At 36.7% G+C, this 17124-nt stretch carries 16 protein-coding genes and 1 pseudogene; 11 read left to right on the forward strand and 6 right to left on the reverse strand.

The features are described 5' to 3' along the window. The 3 genes from AC4MRQ_RS19375 to AC4MRQ_RS19385 form a co-directional block, all read right to left on the reverse strand. Window positions 1-322 (reverse strand): hypothetical protein (locus AC4MRQ_RS19375; RefSeq protein WP_491199363.1); only part of this gene is annotated, 322 nt, incomplete at its 3' end. Beyond that, window positions 319-810: a TlpA family protein disulfide reductase gene (locus tag AC4MRQ_RS19380; protein WP_491199364.1), complete on the reverse strand. Its 492-nt coding sequence runs from the start codon at window positions 808-810 to the stop codon at window positions 319-321. The genes AC4MRQ_RS19375 and AC4MRQ_RS19380, both read right to left, overlap by 4 nt. After that, window positions 807-1376, reverse strand: coding sequence for a peroxiredoxin family protein (locus AC4MRQ_RS19385; protein WP_491199365.1), 570 nt, complete (start codon window positions 1374-1376; stop codon window positions 807-809). The genes AC4MRQ_RS19380 and AC4MRQ_RS19385 overlap by 4 nt, the downstream gene beginning before the upstream one ends. Window positions 1377-1598: 222 nt before the next feature. On the opposite strand from AC4MRQ_RS19385, the gene AC4MRQ_RS19390 reads away from it, so the two are divergent. The 9 genes from AC4MRQ_RS19390 (at window position 1599) to AC4MRQ_RS19430 (ending at window position 11013) form a co-directional block, all read left to right on the forward strand. Continuing rightward, entirely contained in the window at window positions 1599-1976 is a 378-nt protein-coding gene (locus AC4MRQ_RS19390; RefSeq protein WP_491199366.1) for a BlaI/MecI/CopY family transcriptional regulator, read from the forward strand. After that, window positions 1973-3937 carry a M56 family metallopeptidase gene (locus tag AC4MRQ_RS19395; protein ID WP_491199367.1) on the forward strand — a complete coding sequence of 655 codons (1965 nt, stop codon included), beginning with the start codon at window positions 1973-1975 and terminating at the stop codon, window positions 3935-3937. The genes AC4MRQ_RS19390 and AC4MRQ_RS19395 overlap by 4 nt, the downstream gene beginning before the upstream one ends. A gap of 162 nt (window positions 3938-4099) precedes the next feature. After that, window positions 4100-5098, forward strand: coding sequence for an FtsH protease activity modulator HflK (hflK, locus tag AC4MRQ_RS19400; RefSeq protein WP_491199368.1), 999 nt, complete (start codon window positions 4100-4102; stop codon window positions 5096-5098). Then, the gene (gene hflC / locus AC4MRQ_RS19405; RefSeq protein WP_491199369.1) at window positions 5088-6032 is read left to right on the forward strand and encodes a protease modulator HflC; all 945 of its coding nucleotides are present in this window, start codon (window positions 5088-5090) and stop codon (window positions 6030-6032) included. The genes hflK and hflC overlap by 11 nt, the downstream gene beginning before the upstream one ends. Before the next feature lie 982 nt (window positions 6033-7014). Further along, complete coding sequence (locus AC4MRQ_RS19410; RefSeq protein ID WP_491199370.1) at window positions 7015-8109, forward strand: redoxin domain-containing protein; 1095 nt, start codon at window positions 7015-7017, stop codon at window positions 8107-8109. Between the two features lie 98 nt (window positions 8110-8207). Then, window positions 8208-8534: a hypothetical protein gene (locus tag AC4MRQ_RS19415; protein WP_491199371.1), complete on the forward strand. Its 327-nt coding sequence runs from the start codon at window positions 8208-8210 to the stop codon at window positions 8532-8534. A 38-nt stretch (window positions 8535-8572) separates the two neighbouring features. Then, entirely contained in the window at window positions 8573-9211 is a 639-nt protein-coding gene (locus AC4MRQ_RS19420) for a hypothetical protein (RefSeq protein WP_491199372.1), read from the forward strand. Next, on the forward strand, window positions 9201-10049 hold the full coding sequence (locus AC4MRQ_RS19425; RefSeq protein ID WP_491199373.1) for a hypothetical protein: 849 nt from the start codon (window positions 9201-9203) through the stop codon (window positions 10047-10049). The genes AC4MRQ_RS19420 and AC4MRQ_RS19425 overlap by 11 nt, the downstream gene beginning before the upstream one ends. Window positions 10050-10143: 94 nt before the next feature. Further along, window positions 10144-11013: a hypothetical protein gene (locus AC4MRQ_RS19430; RefSeq protein ID WP_491199374.1), complete on the forward strand. Its 870-nt coding sequence runs from the start codon at window positions 10144-10146 to the stop codon at window positions 11011-11013. 206 nt (window positions 11014-11219) lie between these two features. On the opposite strand, the gene AC4MRQ_RS19435 is transcribed toward AC4MRQ_RS19430, so the two are convergent. The 3 genes from AC4MRQ_RS19435 to AC4MRQ_RS19445 form a co-directional block, all read right to left on the reverse strand. After that, window positions 11220-12722: a Gfo/Idh/MocA family oxidoreductase gene (locus tag AC4MRQ_RS19435; protein ID WP_491199375.1), complete on the reverse strand. Its 1503-nt coding sequence runs from the start codon at window positions 12720-12722 to the stop codon at window positions 11220-11222. A gap of 18 nt (window positions 12723-12740) precedes the next feature. Beyond that, window positions 12741-13199: a DoxX family protein gene (locus AC4MRQ_RS19440; protein ID WP_491199376.1), complete on the reverse strand. Its 459-nt coding sequence runs from the start codon at window positions 13197-13199 to the stop codon at window positions 12741-12743. A gap of 76 nt (window positions 13200-13275) precedes the next feature. Then, window positions 13276-15720 (reverse strand): LamG domain-containing protein, encoded by a 2445-nt coding sequence (locus AC4MRQ_RS19445; RefSeq protein WP_491199377.1) that lies wholly within the window; start codon window positions 15718-15720, stop codon window positions 13276-13278. A gap of 399 nt (window positions 15721-16119) precedes the next feature. Between AC4MRQ_RS19445 and AC4MRQ_RS19450 the strand changes: the two genes are divergently transcribed. After that, window positions 16120-16848, forward strand: coding sequence for a GntR family transcriptional regulator (locus AC4MRQ_RS19450; protein ID WP_491199378.1), 729 nt, complete (start codon window positions 16120-16122; stop codon window positions 16846-16848). Window positions 16849-16851: 3 nt separating this feature from the next. Next, window positions 16852-17124 (forward strand): annotated as a pseudogene (locus AC4MRQ_RS19455) (ROK family protein); the annotation flags it as partial.

Genomic DNA, 17124 nt, shown 5'->3' on the forward strand with positions numbered 1-17124 from the left:
GGATACCCCTCCCGATGGTTTCATTGAAATTTCCGGCATTAAACTCCCAACCCTTGTTTCGATAATTAATGCCTAACCAACCCGGTTCGATATAGTTCCGATCTCCATATGGAGAAAGGAAATATTGAGCACCTGCTTTTATCTTTAAATTGTTGTATCGATAGTTCAGGTTAATTTTATTATACAAGGCGTTAAAAGATGATTCGTTGGCACCGGGAAGTTGACCATACTGGTACTCCATTAAACTTGTTCCGCTGAGTTGAGCTTTCGAATCCAAACATACCAATGTGAACAATAAAGTGAGGATTAGCAATTGTTTCATTGTATGCTCTTTTTTACGTATGCTTCAATTTCCTTTTCATCGCCTGCCGACCAACCTTCGTGTCGCCATATGATTTGGCCTTTTTTATCAACCAATAATAAGGTTGGCAACACCGAAACATTTAACTCTTCGCTAACTTCATTATTTATATCAGACAATACGGGATAGCTAATATTAAGTGTTTGCGATAATGGTAATACCTTTGAAATGCTTCTTGGACCATCGGTATTGATGCTAATTACGTTGAGACCATCTGTTTTATAAGACTTGTATATGTCATCTATTTTAGGCATTGATTTCATACAAGGTTTACACCAGGAAGCCCAAAAGTCAATAATGGTAAGTTCATCGCCTCGCAATTCTTCAAATTCATGCCACTCACCATCCAGATCTTCCAACCCGAAATTATAAACCTTTTGCGCAGATGATGGCATTAGTACACCCAGTCCAAGAAAAAGGAACAACGTTAAACGAATTTGATTCATCATAGTAAATCCTTAACCTTGTTAACAACTGCACTAATGTCATTAGATGCGCCCTGCGTTCCCTTAAATTTGATGAGGCCTTCCTGATCAACAACAATAAGGCGATCATAAGTTGTATTGTATGCTGAAGCAACAGATGAAGCATTTAGCAGAAGAGGAAAGTTGACACCGGTTGTATTCTTAAATCCTTGCACCGAATTACTGTTTCCATTCCATTGGTCAAGACCAATAATTGCCACATTAGCGTTGGAAGCAAAAGCATCCGCTATATCAGTTTGAACTTTGGGAGCTGCTGCTTTACATGACGGGCATGAATTTCCGAAGAAGAACATAACCAGTACTTTATTTTCAAAATCACTTAAAGATACTGTTGAGCCATCCAATGCTTCCAAAGAAAAATCAGGTGCCGATTTGGCATTCATATCCTTCATTTCATTGGGATCATCCGGATTCATCATATCGCTCATGCTATCATCTGAATCGCTGCAACTGATCATTCCAATCATTAAAAAACTACTTAGAATGATTGACTTGGTGAATGTGGTGATTGTGTGGTATGTTCGTTTCATAGTAAAAGATGTTTTAGTGTTAATTTATCCCCTTAGACGGCTGTCCTGTCAGAACCTTACATCATTTAGAAAAAAAAGTAAAATTTATTCAGGTCTGTTAAATGACTGGTTTTCTTTAGTATTATGTGATGCAAAACTTATTAATAAGTCGAGATATTTAAAAATAAGTTGATAAACTTAAAATTAAGTTGTAGGTTTGAATTGCTGATTAACTAACTTAGTATGACAATGATAACTTTAACAAAAGCAGAAGAGAAGATCATGAAGTTTCTTTGGGAGCTTGAGAAAGGTTTTATTAAAGATATAATTGAGCTGATGCCAGAACCAAAGCCACCGTATAATAGTGTTTCAACGATTGTGCGGGTATTGGTAAAAAAGGAGATAGTTGGTTTTACTAAGTATGGAAGTACATACGAATATTATCCTTTAATCAGTAAAGATGAGTATCGGAAAAGCCAAATGGGAAATCTGGTAAAAGGTTATTTTAATAACTCCTTCTCGCAAGTCGTTAATTTCTTTTCTGAAAATAAGAACCTTAAAATTGAAGAAGTTAATGAAGCAATAAAAATGCTTGAAGAACTTAAAAAGAAGAAAAAATGAGTCGGTTCCTCATCTATCTGTTTGAAAGTGGTTTGTGTTTAAGCCTCTTTTACCTTGGTTATATAGCCTTTTTCCGAAAGGAGACATATTTTACGTTTAATCGCATATATTTGGTTGCTTCATTGTTGGTGGCACTGGTATTGCCACTCACATCAATTGATCTGCCAAGGGATTCAACTACCTATGTAACTGAAACAGCAGAGAAAATAAGTCATTTTCGAAACTATTATGAGGAGTTAATTCTAATGACCGAGCCTGATTTTGAAGTTTCTGATGAAGTCGGTCAAACATTATCAGGGCAAAGGAATCATCAATTGATAGCTAAATCCGGAAGTTCTTCTTTTAGTTGGTCAGCAATACTATTCTATATTTACATTGGAGGAGTGCTCTTTTTTTCAATCCGCTTGTTGATATTATTTTATAACCTGCTATCGATTATTCGAAAGAATAAGGTGCTTGAAAAAGATGGAATATCGATTGTCTTAATCACTGAAGACTTACCATCCTTTTCTTTTATGAAGTGGGTGTTTGTCAACAAGAAGACGTTGAAGCAAGAAGAATATGAGCAAGTATTGGCACACGAAAAAGTTCATGTGCAGCATAAACATACAGTGGATTTACTATTGGCACATGTAATTACAATTTTTCAATGGTTTAATCCGCTTACATGGCGCATACAGAAATCGATTAAAACATGTCATGAGTATATTGCCGACAGGCAAGTGATTGACCAGGGGCATGAATTATTCGATTATCAGTCTCTATTACTGAGTCAGTTAATCAGCATTCGCTCAGTAGAGCTGGTCAATAATTTTAATTTATTGTCAATTAAAAAACGAATAGCCATGATGAATAAAATAAAATCAGGAAACCGTGCTAAATTAAAAGCGTTGTTGGTCATCCCCATGTTAACTTTTGCATTCTTCTTTTTTGCCAATATGACGGGTAGAGTGCCTGATCAAATGAATTTAGAAGATGAAACAATTATTGGATCCTGGATTGCGGTGAATAAAAAAGTCAATCAAAACCAACTCTTGGAATTCAAGAATGACAAAGCTTCCTTTATTGTTATAGATGAAGAAAACTCCATGACCATTGATATATATAATTGTAGAATAAACAACAATGTATTTCTACTTGAAAAAGACGGTAAGCGTTCAAAACTGAAATATAGTTTGAAAGAAGATCACTTGCTTGTGTGGTTCGATGATCAGCCATCTGAATTTGTTCGGTCATCGGGAGATAGTGTCTATGTAGCAATGGACGGTGCATTGCAGGCTGTTGAAGTACCAACTGCAACAGCTGTTAAGCGCTTTAACTACGATTATATTAGTTATAGCATGTTGCTTAGTGAAGATGGTTTCTTTATTGATGGAAAGCGGGTTGATATTAATAGGCTGGAGGCTTTTTTTGCTAAAAAGGGAAATCAGGGTAAATCAGGCCCTAAAACATCTGTGTTGTTGGAGATTGATAAAGCAATCCATATGGAAGATGTTGATAAGATCAAGCATGCATTACGTGAAAATCACCTTCTGAAAATTGCATATGCAGCAAAGGCAAAAGAAGCAAATGGTAAAAAAGGTGATAAAATGGCATTGCTTAACCTATTACCGCCTAAGGATGCTAAAATGGTTGAGCCAGACGATTTACGTGAGATGGGCATCGATTTGTTTACTATTAAAGCTAAAGATGCAAGAAACTATAAGGCCTTATGTAAGAAACTGCGTCAGCATGTGGTGGACCATAAGAAATATGTTCTGTTATACGAGTATGCTGACAATACCAGCTATAATGATTATATCCTTACCATTGATGCTGTTTATTCAACCATTTGGAATTTGCGTAAGGAGTTGGCCTCTAAAAAAGGATTAGACTATGATAATTTATCGGATGCGCAACAAAAGAATTTGCGTAAGACCTATCCAATAACCTTAACAATGAAAAATGTGGATCATGAATAATGAGTGTCTTTAAAATATTTGAACATAGCCCGGCAATTATGTCGGGCTTATTTAATTGATTCCTTTTGTTAACCCCTTTTTTGTGTTATTTTTGAGTGATGACCTTCACTTATATTTTATTTGTAAGCTCTCGATACGTACATTCACTCTTATTTAATTCATATGACATCAAAGCAGTTTAATCTCAATTCATCCAATGGCTTACTTGATAAGTTATTGAAGAATTTCAGGTCGGTCGGATTAATGGTCTTTATTGCCGTTATTCTGTGGTCGGCTTTTTTTACGGTTGATCCCGAAGAAGTTGGGGTCATTGTTCGATTTGGTAAATACGTCAGAACTGTTGAACCAGGCCTTAATTACAAAATTCCATTAGCAGAATCCGTTTATAAAGTTGCGGTTGAACGTCAGCAGAAAATGGAATTCGGATTCCGCACAACGAGCGCAGGTGTGCGATCATCGTATACCCGCAAGGGCGGCGGTGTTGACGAAGCTCTTATGCTAACGGGTGATCTGAATCTGGCTGATGTAGAATGGGTGGTTCAGTATCGTATCGACAACCCATATAACTACTTATTTAAGGTGCGTAACCCGGAAGTGACTTTAAGGGATATTTCGGAATCAGCCATGCGTCAGATAGTAGGAGATAGAACCGTTAATGAGGTATTAACCGTTGGTCGTTCAGAAATCAGCTCCAGGTTGCAGGAACTAATGCAACAGGTTTGCAGGGAATATTCTCTTGGAGTGAAAATTGAACAGGTGGTTCTTCAGGATGTCAATCCGCCGGAACCGGTTAAAGCTGCATTTAATGCAGTAAATGAGGCGCAACAGGAAAAGAAGACATTGATCAATAAGGCCGAAGCAGAATATAATAAGGTCATTCCAAAAGCAGCCGGACAGGCACAGGAAACCATTCAAATGGCCGAAGGTTATGCAACTGAGCGTGTTAATAATGCGAAAGGTGACGTGGCACGTTTCAATGCTTTATATAAGGAATATATTAAAGCACCCGAAGTAACACGTCGTCGTATTTATTTGGAGACCATGGAAGACGTAATGCCGCGTTTAGGACAGAAAATTGTTACCGACCAGAATGGCAATAGTGTTTTGCCTCTTTTACAAATGCAACTTTCACAACAAAAAACAGCAAGTAATGGACAATAAGAAGACAATTATAGTTATCATTCTGGGAGCCATCGCCTTATTTTTATTTTCACAGGGGGCTTATATTGTTGACGAAACAGAACAGGTTGTTGTCACGCAGTTTGGTAAACCTGTTGGAGACGCAATAACAACACCGGGTTTAAAATTCAAAATGCCATTTATACATACAACACATTTCTTTGATAAGCGCTATCTGGAATGGGATGGCGATCCGAATCAGGTACCTACAAAAGATAAGAAATTCATATTCGTAGATACTTACGCACGCTGGCAAATTACTGATCCGTTACAGTTTTATAAGCGGATGACTAACGAGCGGAGCGCATACTCGCGATTGGATGATATATTGGATGGAGAAACCCGTAACTATATTGCCAAGCACAATATTGAAGAGGCGGTTCGCTCAAGCAATCGGACACCACAATCAGCTGGAATTGCAGGTGAGATGATCGTGGACAGTTTAATGGCCATTAGTGTTGGTCGTGACAAGATTCAGGAGATGATCCAAAAAGCATCGAATGAGCAAGCCAAGGAATTAGGAATTGCTATTTTGGATTTTCGTTTCAAACGGATTAACTACGACAAAGATGTTGAGACTCAGGTTTATGAACGAATGAAAAGTGAACGTTATCGAATTGCCGATAAATTTAAGTCGGAAGGACAGGGAGAAGCATCACGTATCAATGGAGAAAAAGATCGCGAACTAAAAACTATTGTTTCCGAAGCCTATAAAACAGCAGAAGAGATAAAGGGTGATGCCGATGCTGAAGCAGCAGCCATTTATGCATCCGCTTATAATAAAACGCCTCAGGCCCGTCAGCTGTATAGCTTTTTGAAATCGATGGAAGCCTACGAAAAGACCTTTGATGGACAAACGCATATTATTTTATCAACCGATAGTGAGTTTTACAAGTACTTAAAGGAGATGAAGTAACGGTCTTTAATAAAAATATTCAGGCCTGTTGGTATAGTTACTGACAGGCTTTTTTATGCCAATTGTCTTACATTACGGCAAAGTAGCAATGAGTATGATACATCTGGTTTTAAGGTTGTTGATAAATCAGTGTCTATCAATAGTATTGTTTATTATTAGATTTTTATGCTAGCTTTAAGGAAGAAATATTAACTAAACTTACCACATATGCTTCAACATACATTGTTGGTTTACGACTTGAACAAGGAATTGAATTAAGATTTAAACAAGAATTACTCGATTAGAGTTCGAATTAAGCAAATGATGTTTACACTTATGTATTGAATAATCACTCCTGTATAATCAAAAATTCATTTAATGGATTTATAATTGCTTTGTAACCAATTAAATATCATTACAAAGGAATGATATGAAATATTACTGATATAAAGCTAAATAATTAACCAATGGAAAATGCCGAATTACATATTAGATAATAAGCTGATTTCTTATTGTGGCTTCTACTGCGGAGCTTGTTCAAAATTTGAAAAGGGAGAATGTTTGGGTTGCAAAGGGGATAATCCCAAATGTGCGGTCGGTTACAAAGCGTGTAAAGTAAGACCATGTTGCATAGAAAAAGGAATTAGTACTTGTGCCGACTGTAATGAATTTAGCTCGGTAAAAGACTGTAAGATTTATAATCCATTAATGATTCGGTTTGGTCAATTCATTACGAGAACAAACCGTAGAAAAGGAATAGAAATAATTAAGGAGAAAGGAGAATCTGAATTTATCAGATTCATAGATGCGAAAAAATGGGTGACTTTTAAGACTGGGAAACAATAAAAAACCTGCCATAACAATGTGCAAATTGCATAGAGGGGTTGGTGGTGTGCATTGACCAGATTCTCACATTGATTTTCCAGTCCTTCGGACAGAAAACCACTCTGAAAAAACCGCTACAAAAACTTGCACCAAACTATTACCAATAGAACAAACAATTATGAAATATATCGGACTAATTATTTTAATATTATCAGTATTAACTTCATGTCGGAATAATCATTCAATAGGCGGCTATGCAGTAAATGCAGTTATTCGAAATATACCTGATAGTACAAAGGTTGTAATGTATTTTTATCCGAAGACAGAGGTTGTTGTTGATTCAACAATCATAATCGGTGAAAAATTTCAATTTATAGGAAAAGTTGAAAGACCAAGACTAGCCATGTTAAGAATAGAAAGCACCAGAGATAATAAAATGTTCTGGTTGGAAAATCAAAGAATTGATATTGAGGGTGAAAAAGGTTTTTTTAACAGTAGCAAAGTAATAGGTTCTAAAACACAAAAGGAAGCGGAACTACTTTTAGAGAGAAAAGATTCTATTTTCAAGGAAATGAAAAGGATTGGCAGAATGGTAACCGATAGTAATAGAGACTCTCTTTTTAGTATTTATGAGAAAATGGAAGATATAGAAATAGCTATTAACAAGAGATTCATAAAGGACTATCCCAGCTCATATGAAAGTCTTGTTCGTTTAAATTTGTCCATGGAAAAATTAGGAGGAAAAGAAGCGGGTAAATTACTTTTCATTTTGAGTAAAGAATTACAATTAACAGAGGAAGCAGAATCAATAGAACATTTTATCAAGTTAAATAAAAATCCAGAAGTTGGAGAAAAATATATTGACTTTGAGCAAAACAATTCTAATGGCAGTGCAGTTAAACTTTCTGATATGATGGGGAAATATACATTGTTGGAATTTTGGTCTTCTTCATGTGGACCTTGTAGAGCAGAAAATCCTAAGTTGGTTAAACAGTATGAATTGTATAAAAATAAAGGATTTGTTATTGTTGGTATATCATTGGATTCTGAAAAGGGAAAGTGGCTGAAAGCCATTGAAGCGGATAGTCTTCCTTGGGAAAATGTTAGTGATTTAAAAGGTTCAAATAACGAAGCGGCAATGATTTATGGGGTACGTTCATTACCAGATAATTTTTTGATTGATGAAAATGGAGAAATTATTGCTCGATATATAAGGGGCGATAATTTGAAAAAGAAACTTAAAGAATTATTTGAAGATAAAGCTAGCTTTTAACAAAGTAAAGTTTAATATCGTGCTCAGTGGAAGTTCCAGTTATACTAATCTTACTTGATCATTGTCGCCATGAAATGAGATAAAAATTAATGGTACGAATGAGAAAAAACGAACTCTATCAGAAAGAATATAAAAGCCTGAAAACTTCCCGGATAAGATTGATGCAAATTATTTTATTAATTGCTTATTTGTTGTTCTTATTATCTTTATATGCTAAGGGACAGAACAATAAGAGCATTCAATCAAATGCTTTAATAGCAGAAAAAGTGTACCTGCAGTTAGACAAGAAAGTATATACAACAGGGAGCATGGTATGGTTTAAATCAATTGTTTTAAGTGCATTTAGCCATGTGCCGTCTTCATTAAGCGGAGTATTATATGTTGAATTAATAAACCCGAATGAAGACATTCTTGAAAAAAAATAATTAAAATTGAAGATGGTATTGGGCAAAGTTTTTTCTATTTGGACAAATTGCTTAATGAGGGAAGATACCTCATTAGAGCCTATACCAATTGGAACAAAAATTTTGGAAACGACTTTTTCTTTAAGGAATATATTCATGTTTTTGCCTCCAAAGAAGCTGAAAAAGAGTATAAACCAATAAGAAATGTAAAACTGATAAAGGACAATACGAACGAAAATCGTTTACAAGCCTATTTTTATCCATCTGAAATAGATGAATTGCATAAAAACAAACTCAAGATTTTTGTTACTCTTGATAATCAAGTGGATTCCCTTTATCTAAAAAAAGAGAAAGACAATAAGTATCAACTTGATTATTGGTTTACAGATGAAAGCCAGTTTGCTACTCTGCAAATGCAAACCGTCAACAATAAAAAACACACTACAACCATTGTCATAGATAAAGATTATACCGATTTGCAGTTTTTACCTGAAAGTGGCGAGATGGTGCATGGCTTACCAAGCAAGGTTGGGTTTAAGGCATTAGATGCCAATGGGCAAGGAAAAATAGTACAAGGTATTATTGTTGACGATAAGGACTCAGTTATAAGTGCTTTTAAAAGCAATGTGCTTGGAATGGGAAGCTTTATTTTAAACAGAGCAGACAGTACACGGAAGTATTGCCCAATTGATATCTGAATCAGATGAAAACAACCTATTATTATATCCTTTACCTTCAATTGCTTCACGCGGAAATATTTTATCAATCGAAAGGCAGGGAGATAAAATACTTTTAACTGCCTTTTCTAATTACCTGGAGAATGACAGTATATATTTAAATTTCTCTTTTAGAGGGGTAGATTTTCACACCAATAAAGTAGCTCTGGAAGAAGGAATTCAGCTATTCTCCATACTCAGGGAAAATCTTCCTGAAGGAATAATAGCATGTACCATGATGGATAATTCGATGAATCCACTTGCAGAACGACTCTTTTTTAATGAAAAACCTGAATCTAGAGTTAAGATTGATCTCAGATGCGATAAAACTGTTTACACCAAGCGAGAATTAACGAACTTGGAAATTGAAGTCAATAATGCAGATGGTAATCCAGTGGATGCCAGCGTGTCTTTACTTGTAATAAACAAGAAACAACTGGGAGATTTGCAAACAAGGCGTCAGAATATTTTATCTTACTTCTTACTCGATTCTGAATTAAAAGGAGATATTGAGAATCCTGGTTTTTATTTCAGAAACGATAGCATTCTGCACGGCGATGTAGATGCATTAATGCTTACCCAGGGATGGAGGAAGTACAATTATTCTAAAAAACACAAAACAATGCTTTTTAAACCAGAAACTAATCTTACAGTTTCAGGGCAGGTAAGTAGTGCTTTTTCGACAAAAAAGAAAAAACAGGCAGAACTTACCATGGTAACCTTTGGGGAAGATAAATCAATTTATACTCAGGTTGCAGACAGTATTGGCAATTTTTTTTCAGCCTCAACGATGAATATGGGCAGAAAATCAATGTATTGATTCAAAGTTCGAAAAAGTCAGGGAAAAAAATGAACTACACAATAACCCTGGATAAAAAAGAGTCCCCCCTGTTGCTTTCAGTCCTGCTAATATTGTGGAAGAATTAGACAGTATTATACAGGTATTTATCGAGAAAGATATAGAAAGGAACAAAATTGATGATGCATTTCCTCTGCAATCAGGGAATATCTTAATCGATGAGGTAGAAATCACAAGCTATCGACTCACTCCTCAGCGCAAAAAAGTAATAGAAAAATATGGTAAACCTAAAGTAGTAATTAGTGGTAAAAGCCTTAAGGAAAAGGAAGAAAAGTGGTCATTTGGACTGTTTAGTGTCCTTATGTTCCACCATTCTGATAAAGTAAGAGTTGTTCGATATAAGAATGAATTGCATGCAAGGGTTATTGGCGCCCCGAGTTATGGCCCGGGTGATGGTGTTACACTTGTTGTAATTGATGGGATACCGGTAAAAGCAGAAGACTATTCATTAATTGCGAACATTCCCACAAGTGAAGTCGAGAGTTTTGAAATAATACAGTCAGCAAAGAATTTTTTACAACTATACTTGGAGACCGTTCCCGGTGCACCGGTAATGGAATCTCCTATAATTGGCAGTGTAATAGCCATATATACCTATGCAGGTAAAGGGCTTCATGGAGTACAAAAAACTGTAGGAATAATGCAGAAATCAATTCCTGTTTTCTCCGCACCGCGTGAATTTTATGCTCCAAAATATGAGAATATGAAGCCAGAGGGTTTGCATAAACCCGACCTGAGAGCCCTGATACACTGGGAACCGGAATTGAGGACTGATAGTTTAGGAAGGGCATCCGTTTCTTTTTATAATGCTGATAACATAGGAAAGATGGTAGTGGTAGTTGAGGCAATTACTAAAAATGGAGAAATTGGTTATAAGGAGGTCGAATATGAAATAGAAGGAAAAGAAATTATTATCATAAACTGAGTGGAAGACTACTGGTTCAACGCAGTGTAAGACCGTGTTTTACACTAAACATTATAACATCGCAAGCGCAGATAGATAATCTGCGTTAAAAATCTTGGTCATGATAAAGCAAATTGATCACGCCATGAAAACAAACAAAAGCCTTGCCACACAATCAATAAAGACTACTGCAGCGAGGCTTTTTAGGGAGTTATTCTAAATCTAAATCAAACTACTTTATTCCCATCCCAATATTTCATTTTGCCTTCACGATAGGACAGGGTGGCCATTTGTGCAACAATGCCTTCATCAAAGGCACGGTCAATATGGCAACTGGTTTTGGCTCCGCTTCGTATTGCATGCAGCCATTCGGCCAGATGCAGATGAGTGGTATCCATTGTTTTGCCATTACGCGATGTATATAATAATCCACGCGAAGCAAAATAGCGTTCTGTGGCCGAGCTGATGGCATCCAGCTTTATCTCCGAATTGCTGTTCAGGTTGATCGTTTCGCCCGGTTTAATAATTTTCTTCTTTAAAAAATCTTTGTACAGGTCGGCTCTTGGTTCTACTTTCAATTCCACATCACGTCCAATTTCAAGTGATGCATCAGATCCCATAATAAGGCGTGGGCGACTGGCGCTGTTGGCCAATGAAGCCGAGTACATCACCGACATGCCTTTATTGGGATAATCCATCATCACCTGGAAAATATCCGGTACCTCGCGGTTGTCCTTCCAATGGTAAATGCCTCCACTTGCCGATACTTTCTCAGGAATTCCAATCTCCAGTACCTGGTTGATGCAATCATATTCGTGCGTTAACAAATCGCCTGATAAGCCTGTGCCATAATCCCAAAACAGTCGCCATCTGAAAAAGTGTTCTTTATTAAACGGCTTGGAACTATTGCCAACAAATTGCTTCCAATCAACGTTCTGCACACTGGCATCTTTCGGAATATTATACAACCAGGCACCATTAGGTGAATTACGATTCGTCGATGTTTCTACCAGGTTCACCTTTCCAAGTAGTCCGGCTTTTACAACCTGCCGGGCACGAATGTAGTTATCTGCCTGTCTGTTTTGATGCCCAAGTTGAAAAACCACACGATTGGCTTTAACAGCATCACGCACTTTGTAAACGTCTTCCAGGTTATGGGTCAATGCTTTTTCACAATACACATGCTTACCGGCTTTAGCTGCTTCAATGGTGATGGGCGCATGCCATTGATCGCTGGTAGCAATTACCACAGCATCTATGTTAGGATCAGCAAGCAGTTGCTTGTAGCTCGCATATATCTTCACCGGCTCACGTTTAAAGCTCATTGAACCTTGCCGGTCAATATTGGCAGCAGCCTTTGCTGCATCTTTGGCTCTCGGACTATATAAATCACAAATGGCGGCAATCTCAATGTTAAGGTTGGTTTGCTCATTGAACAGTTGACGCCCTTGCTCATTCATCCGGTCAATATTTTCTGGCTTTACAAATCCAAGTGCCTTCATCAGGTATTGGCCACGACTGCCTGTACCAATAATACCCAGCTTGATTTTCTTGCTGCCTATAGGAGGTATGTTTTGTTGACCAGAAGCCGGTAACCTCTTCTGTAAAAAATCGACAAATGGTTGGTTGTTTATGGTTGTTTGTTGTGAATTTTTATCGAATAAAAGATAACCGTATGCCCCCAAAAAAGGAATTCCGGCTAAGCTCTTTAACAGATCTCTTCGTTTCATAATTTGATGACTTAATGATTACTTCTTGATCAATATACGTTCCAACCCATATTCTTCAGCCGAGTTGGTTTTCAGGCAAACAAACAAGGCAATGGCCATTATCAGGTTTTTATCGATCAGCAGATAATTACCTTCGGTATGCTGGCTTATGCTGTCACCCAATGGCGGATAAGCCAGGTAGAACATGAGTAAGAGAACAATGCCAATGATAATACTGTAGCGTTCCAGAATACCGACGATAAGTGTTGTACCCACTGCAACCAGAAGAATACATAAACTATAATCAGTGATAGTCATCAAGGATGAGTCTGATGCTAACCAACTAAAAAAGCCTTTTAATGGACCCGTTGATTGAGTGAGGTACATTTTAGCCGTCCATCCTTCAGTTAGCAGTTTATTGATGCCTTCATGCAAAAACAACCAGCCAATTGCCACTCGCAAAAGTGCATAGGGAAGTAATGATTTGTTGTTATTCATTTTGCGTTATAATTAGAACGCAAAGAAGGAGTTTATATGATGAAAGAATGGAGTAACAAAATGGGTAATGAACGATTTAATTGATCAATTCCTCCATTTCGGTATTAAATTTCTCGCCAAAAAGCAGCTCATACTCGCGGCAAAAACGTTGGTAGGTTTCCAGTGTTCGTCCGTGATGACCCATTTTATGAAACCAGTTTATTTCTAAAGAAAGAGCAGTTTCGTTTAGTGGATCATATTTACGGATGGTAGCTGTTAATAGTGGAAGAATATTTACCTGATCTTGCGCCATTGAAATAATTTCCGGTTTTGTCAGCGTGATGATAATTTCGTTTTCGATTTCGCTCTTAAATACATCGGTGACATCGTTGTGTGTTTCCGGCAGAAAGCTTCCATCACTTAAACTATCCAATATTTTTTTAAGATTATCAACATTCCTGTCACTTTGTAAATTTTGCAAAGCATCGTTGTATATAAGCAGATCGCAATGATATTGATCGGGAATCACCAGGCACCACTTTTTATTGGAGGCATAGTTGATCTGTATTCCAGTTGATTCAGTCAATTGTTTGCGCAGGCGTTGCATATAGGTACTGCGATTGTTTTTAGCCTTATCTGCCGACATGTTGGGCCATAAATCCTCGGACATCTGTCGGGAAGTAACACCTTCTTTCTTATTTCGAATGCTGTGCCACAACAGATAAAGCAGCAGTTGTTTCTCTTTGGGTGACAACTGGGGAACCAGATTATTGCCTTCAGCGGTGAAAATCCTGAATTCGCCAAAAGTGAGTATAGATGATTGGTGCTGCGTCGAAACAGGTTTAATGGTTTCAATATTTTGAACAGGTTTAGCACTTGGTTCGTCAAGCCGAGATTTTGATTCCTGATCAACGGATTTTTTACTTCGCCGATAAACAATTAATAGTGCAATAATAAAAAGGCTCGTAATAATTGCTATCACCATTTGTTTAATCCAGCCATTGTTTATTTCAGATTGGGATTGGCTCAAGCGTTTTATTTCGTCACTCGATAAAGCTCTGTTCCATATTTGCAAATCATCCATCAAGCCTTTGTAATATTCTCCCCAAAGGTTTGATCCTATTAGTATAGAATGTTGTGATTCCAGTATTTCAGTTGCTTCTGTTGAGCCAATCAATTGACCGTTCTGATAAAGAGAAATTTGCTCATTAGGCTCGAATACAATCGCTACGTGCTGCCATTCATTCAGCTTTATCTCATTGCCCGGGAAACGGGTATCACTAATATCGGCTCTTGTAAAGGTTAACTGTTTTCGTTGGATCTTCATAGAGAAACTGTTTCCCATACCAACTATACTATGGTTTTGTCGGTTTTCTTCCGGCTTAATCCACGCACTGATGGTAATGGGAGAAGAGAAATCAATTTGCAGGGTTGATCCGCAGTCGATGTAATCACTTGTTCCATTAAAAGCAAAGACTTTACCACGCTGTTCGTTCTCCAGTAATAAAGATTCCGACGTTGAGAAGATATTATCAATAATGGGTGTAGCAGGTATTTGAGAATCATCGAAATGAAAATGTGAAATCTGTTTATAGTTTATTGCCAATGGAAATGAATTAATCACTACTTCCTGCCATTTGTGCTCATTGGTAAACCTGAAAATGTCGGGTGAGAAGCGATAACCCTTACTCATTGGAGTTAACTGCAAAGGGTTATTATTGATAACAGGAATACTACCACGTCCTCCACCGAGAAAGTTTGGATTTTCTTTATTACGAACCGGTGTAAATAGTTCTTTATTTTTATTGAACCGAACTGAATAAAAAGATGTGGAATTAAGGATTACACATAACTCTTTGGCTAATTGAATATCAGCCATCGTACAATGAATAAAATGAGGTCGTTTACCAGTTGTTATCCAAATGTCGGATAAGTATATAAGAGAGGAGTGTAAATTATCCTCATAACGATTTAACCAATCACGGTTTATACTTGTATCGTTGATAATTGTTTTACTCGCTTTTGCATTAGCCAGCAAAAAATCATTTTTAAGTTTTTGATTGGTCAAGCTGTCTGTTTCAAAATTGATCAGCAAACCATAATTGAGAAAGGATGATGTTGACTCAGACTTAGAAAATGATAATATATCATTTGCGGATAACTGATAATAAAACAAATCGTTTTTATTGTATTTAGCAGGTGATACAATCCATTTGCTTAATCCAGCCTTATTTACAGCATTTTCCCATTCACGGGCATTGTGATACAAATTAATGAGAATGCATCCTGAATCAGATTTCTGGTCTTTTAGTTGGGCCAGCTTTTCAAAAATATTAACCAATTTAGTTTGACTTCCATTAGATGGAATAAAGGCGGTCATACCATCTTGATAAGCCTGAGTTAATTCTTGCTCATCGGCAATCTCAAGACACACTCTGCTGCTCGTTCCCAGCATATCATTGCTTAACTGTTTTTGACCAGCAAGAAGCAATGGTAACGAAATCAAAATGATACAGAATGTACTACCTAATGGAAACTTCATAAAACTATTATTCAGCACCCAAATATAGTTTTTTATACGACGAAGCCGGTAAAATTAGCGGACTTTGTATTAAACATTAAACACCAATTTTAAAATCAAGATGGCATAAATAAACAATAATTCGCTAAAGTCGTGTATGTATAAATTTATCAGTTCTTTATACTTTTAGTGGGAGGTTGTATGGTAATGGATATTAATCGATAGAGATTGTTATAAACTAATGTTTAAAAACTAACGAACTATTAGTGAAACTATTTCACTTTTATTAACATGTGATTGAAATCTTTTTAAGGTGTTGATTTGTAATATATTGAACTTGATAACTTAGTTGTGCATGTATGGAATTATTTTGAAAACAAATTTATATTTGCAAACTTGCATGTTCAAACATATGAACAAATGAAGTTGAAAATAGATCATAACAGCCCTGTACCTCTTCACGCCCAGGTTGAGGAGTTGCTTCGTCAAATGATTGAATTACCGGAATATAAGAATGGAGGTTTACTCCCTAAAGAAGTTGATTTGGCAAAAAGGCTGGGTATCTCTCGAAACACACTTCGACAGGCAACCAACAAACTTGAATACGAAGGTTTATTGATCAGGAAAAAAGGCATTGGCACTAAAGTAGCTGAAAAGAGCATTACTACCAATCTTGATAACTGGATGAGTTTTACGCAGGAAATGTCTGATCAGGATGTTGCATTTAAAAACTATTCATTGAAAGTATCAAAAGTGTCGGCCAGTAAGAAAATTGCCTCTTTTCTTGGGGTTGATGAAGGTGCTGAATTAATTTGTTTGAGTCGTTTAAGAGGCAGTAAAGAAGGACCTTTCGTTTATTTTGAAAGCTATTTTCATCCAAGAATCGAACTGAAGACAGATGAGGATTTTACAAGACCCTTGTATGAAATTCTTGAAAATGATTACCACATTATACCAACAACTTCAAATGAGAAGATAAGAGCCAAGTCAGCATCAAAGATTACAGCTGATCGATTATCAATTAAAAAAGGTGAGCCTGTTCTGGTACGTGAACGTTTTGTGTCCGATCCGGGTGGTCGTCCTATTGAATACAACATTGGTTTTTATAATGCAGAGAAGTTTACTTATTCAATTACAATAACCCGGTAAAAAATGACGGCACAGAAAAAACAAATAGCTATAGGAGTAGATGTTGGCGGTAGTCATATCAGCTGTAAATCCTATGATTTAAATAATAAAAAACTGGTTAAAGACAGTTTAAAGTCAATGGAAATTAACAACGGCGGAAGTGCCGATGAGATTGTTACTTCTTTTATTCAGCTATTGCAACCATGCCTGTCAGAAATGGCGAAGGAAGAGATAGCCGGTATAGGTTTGGCAATGCCGGGTCCGTTTGATTATAAAAATGGAATTGCAATGTTCTCT

This window comes from Carboxylicivirga sp. (assembly GCF_982718395.1).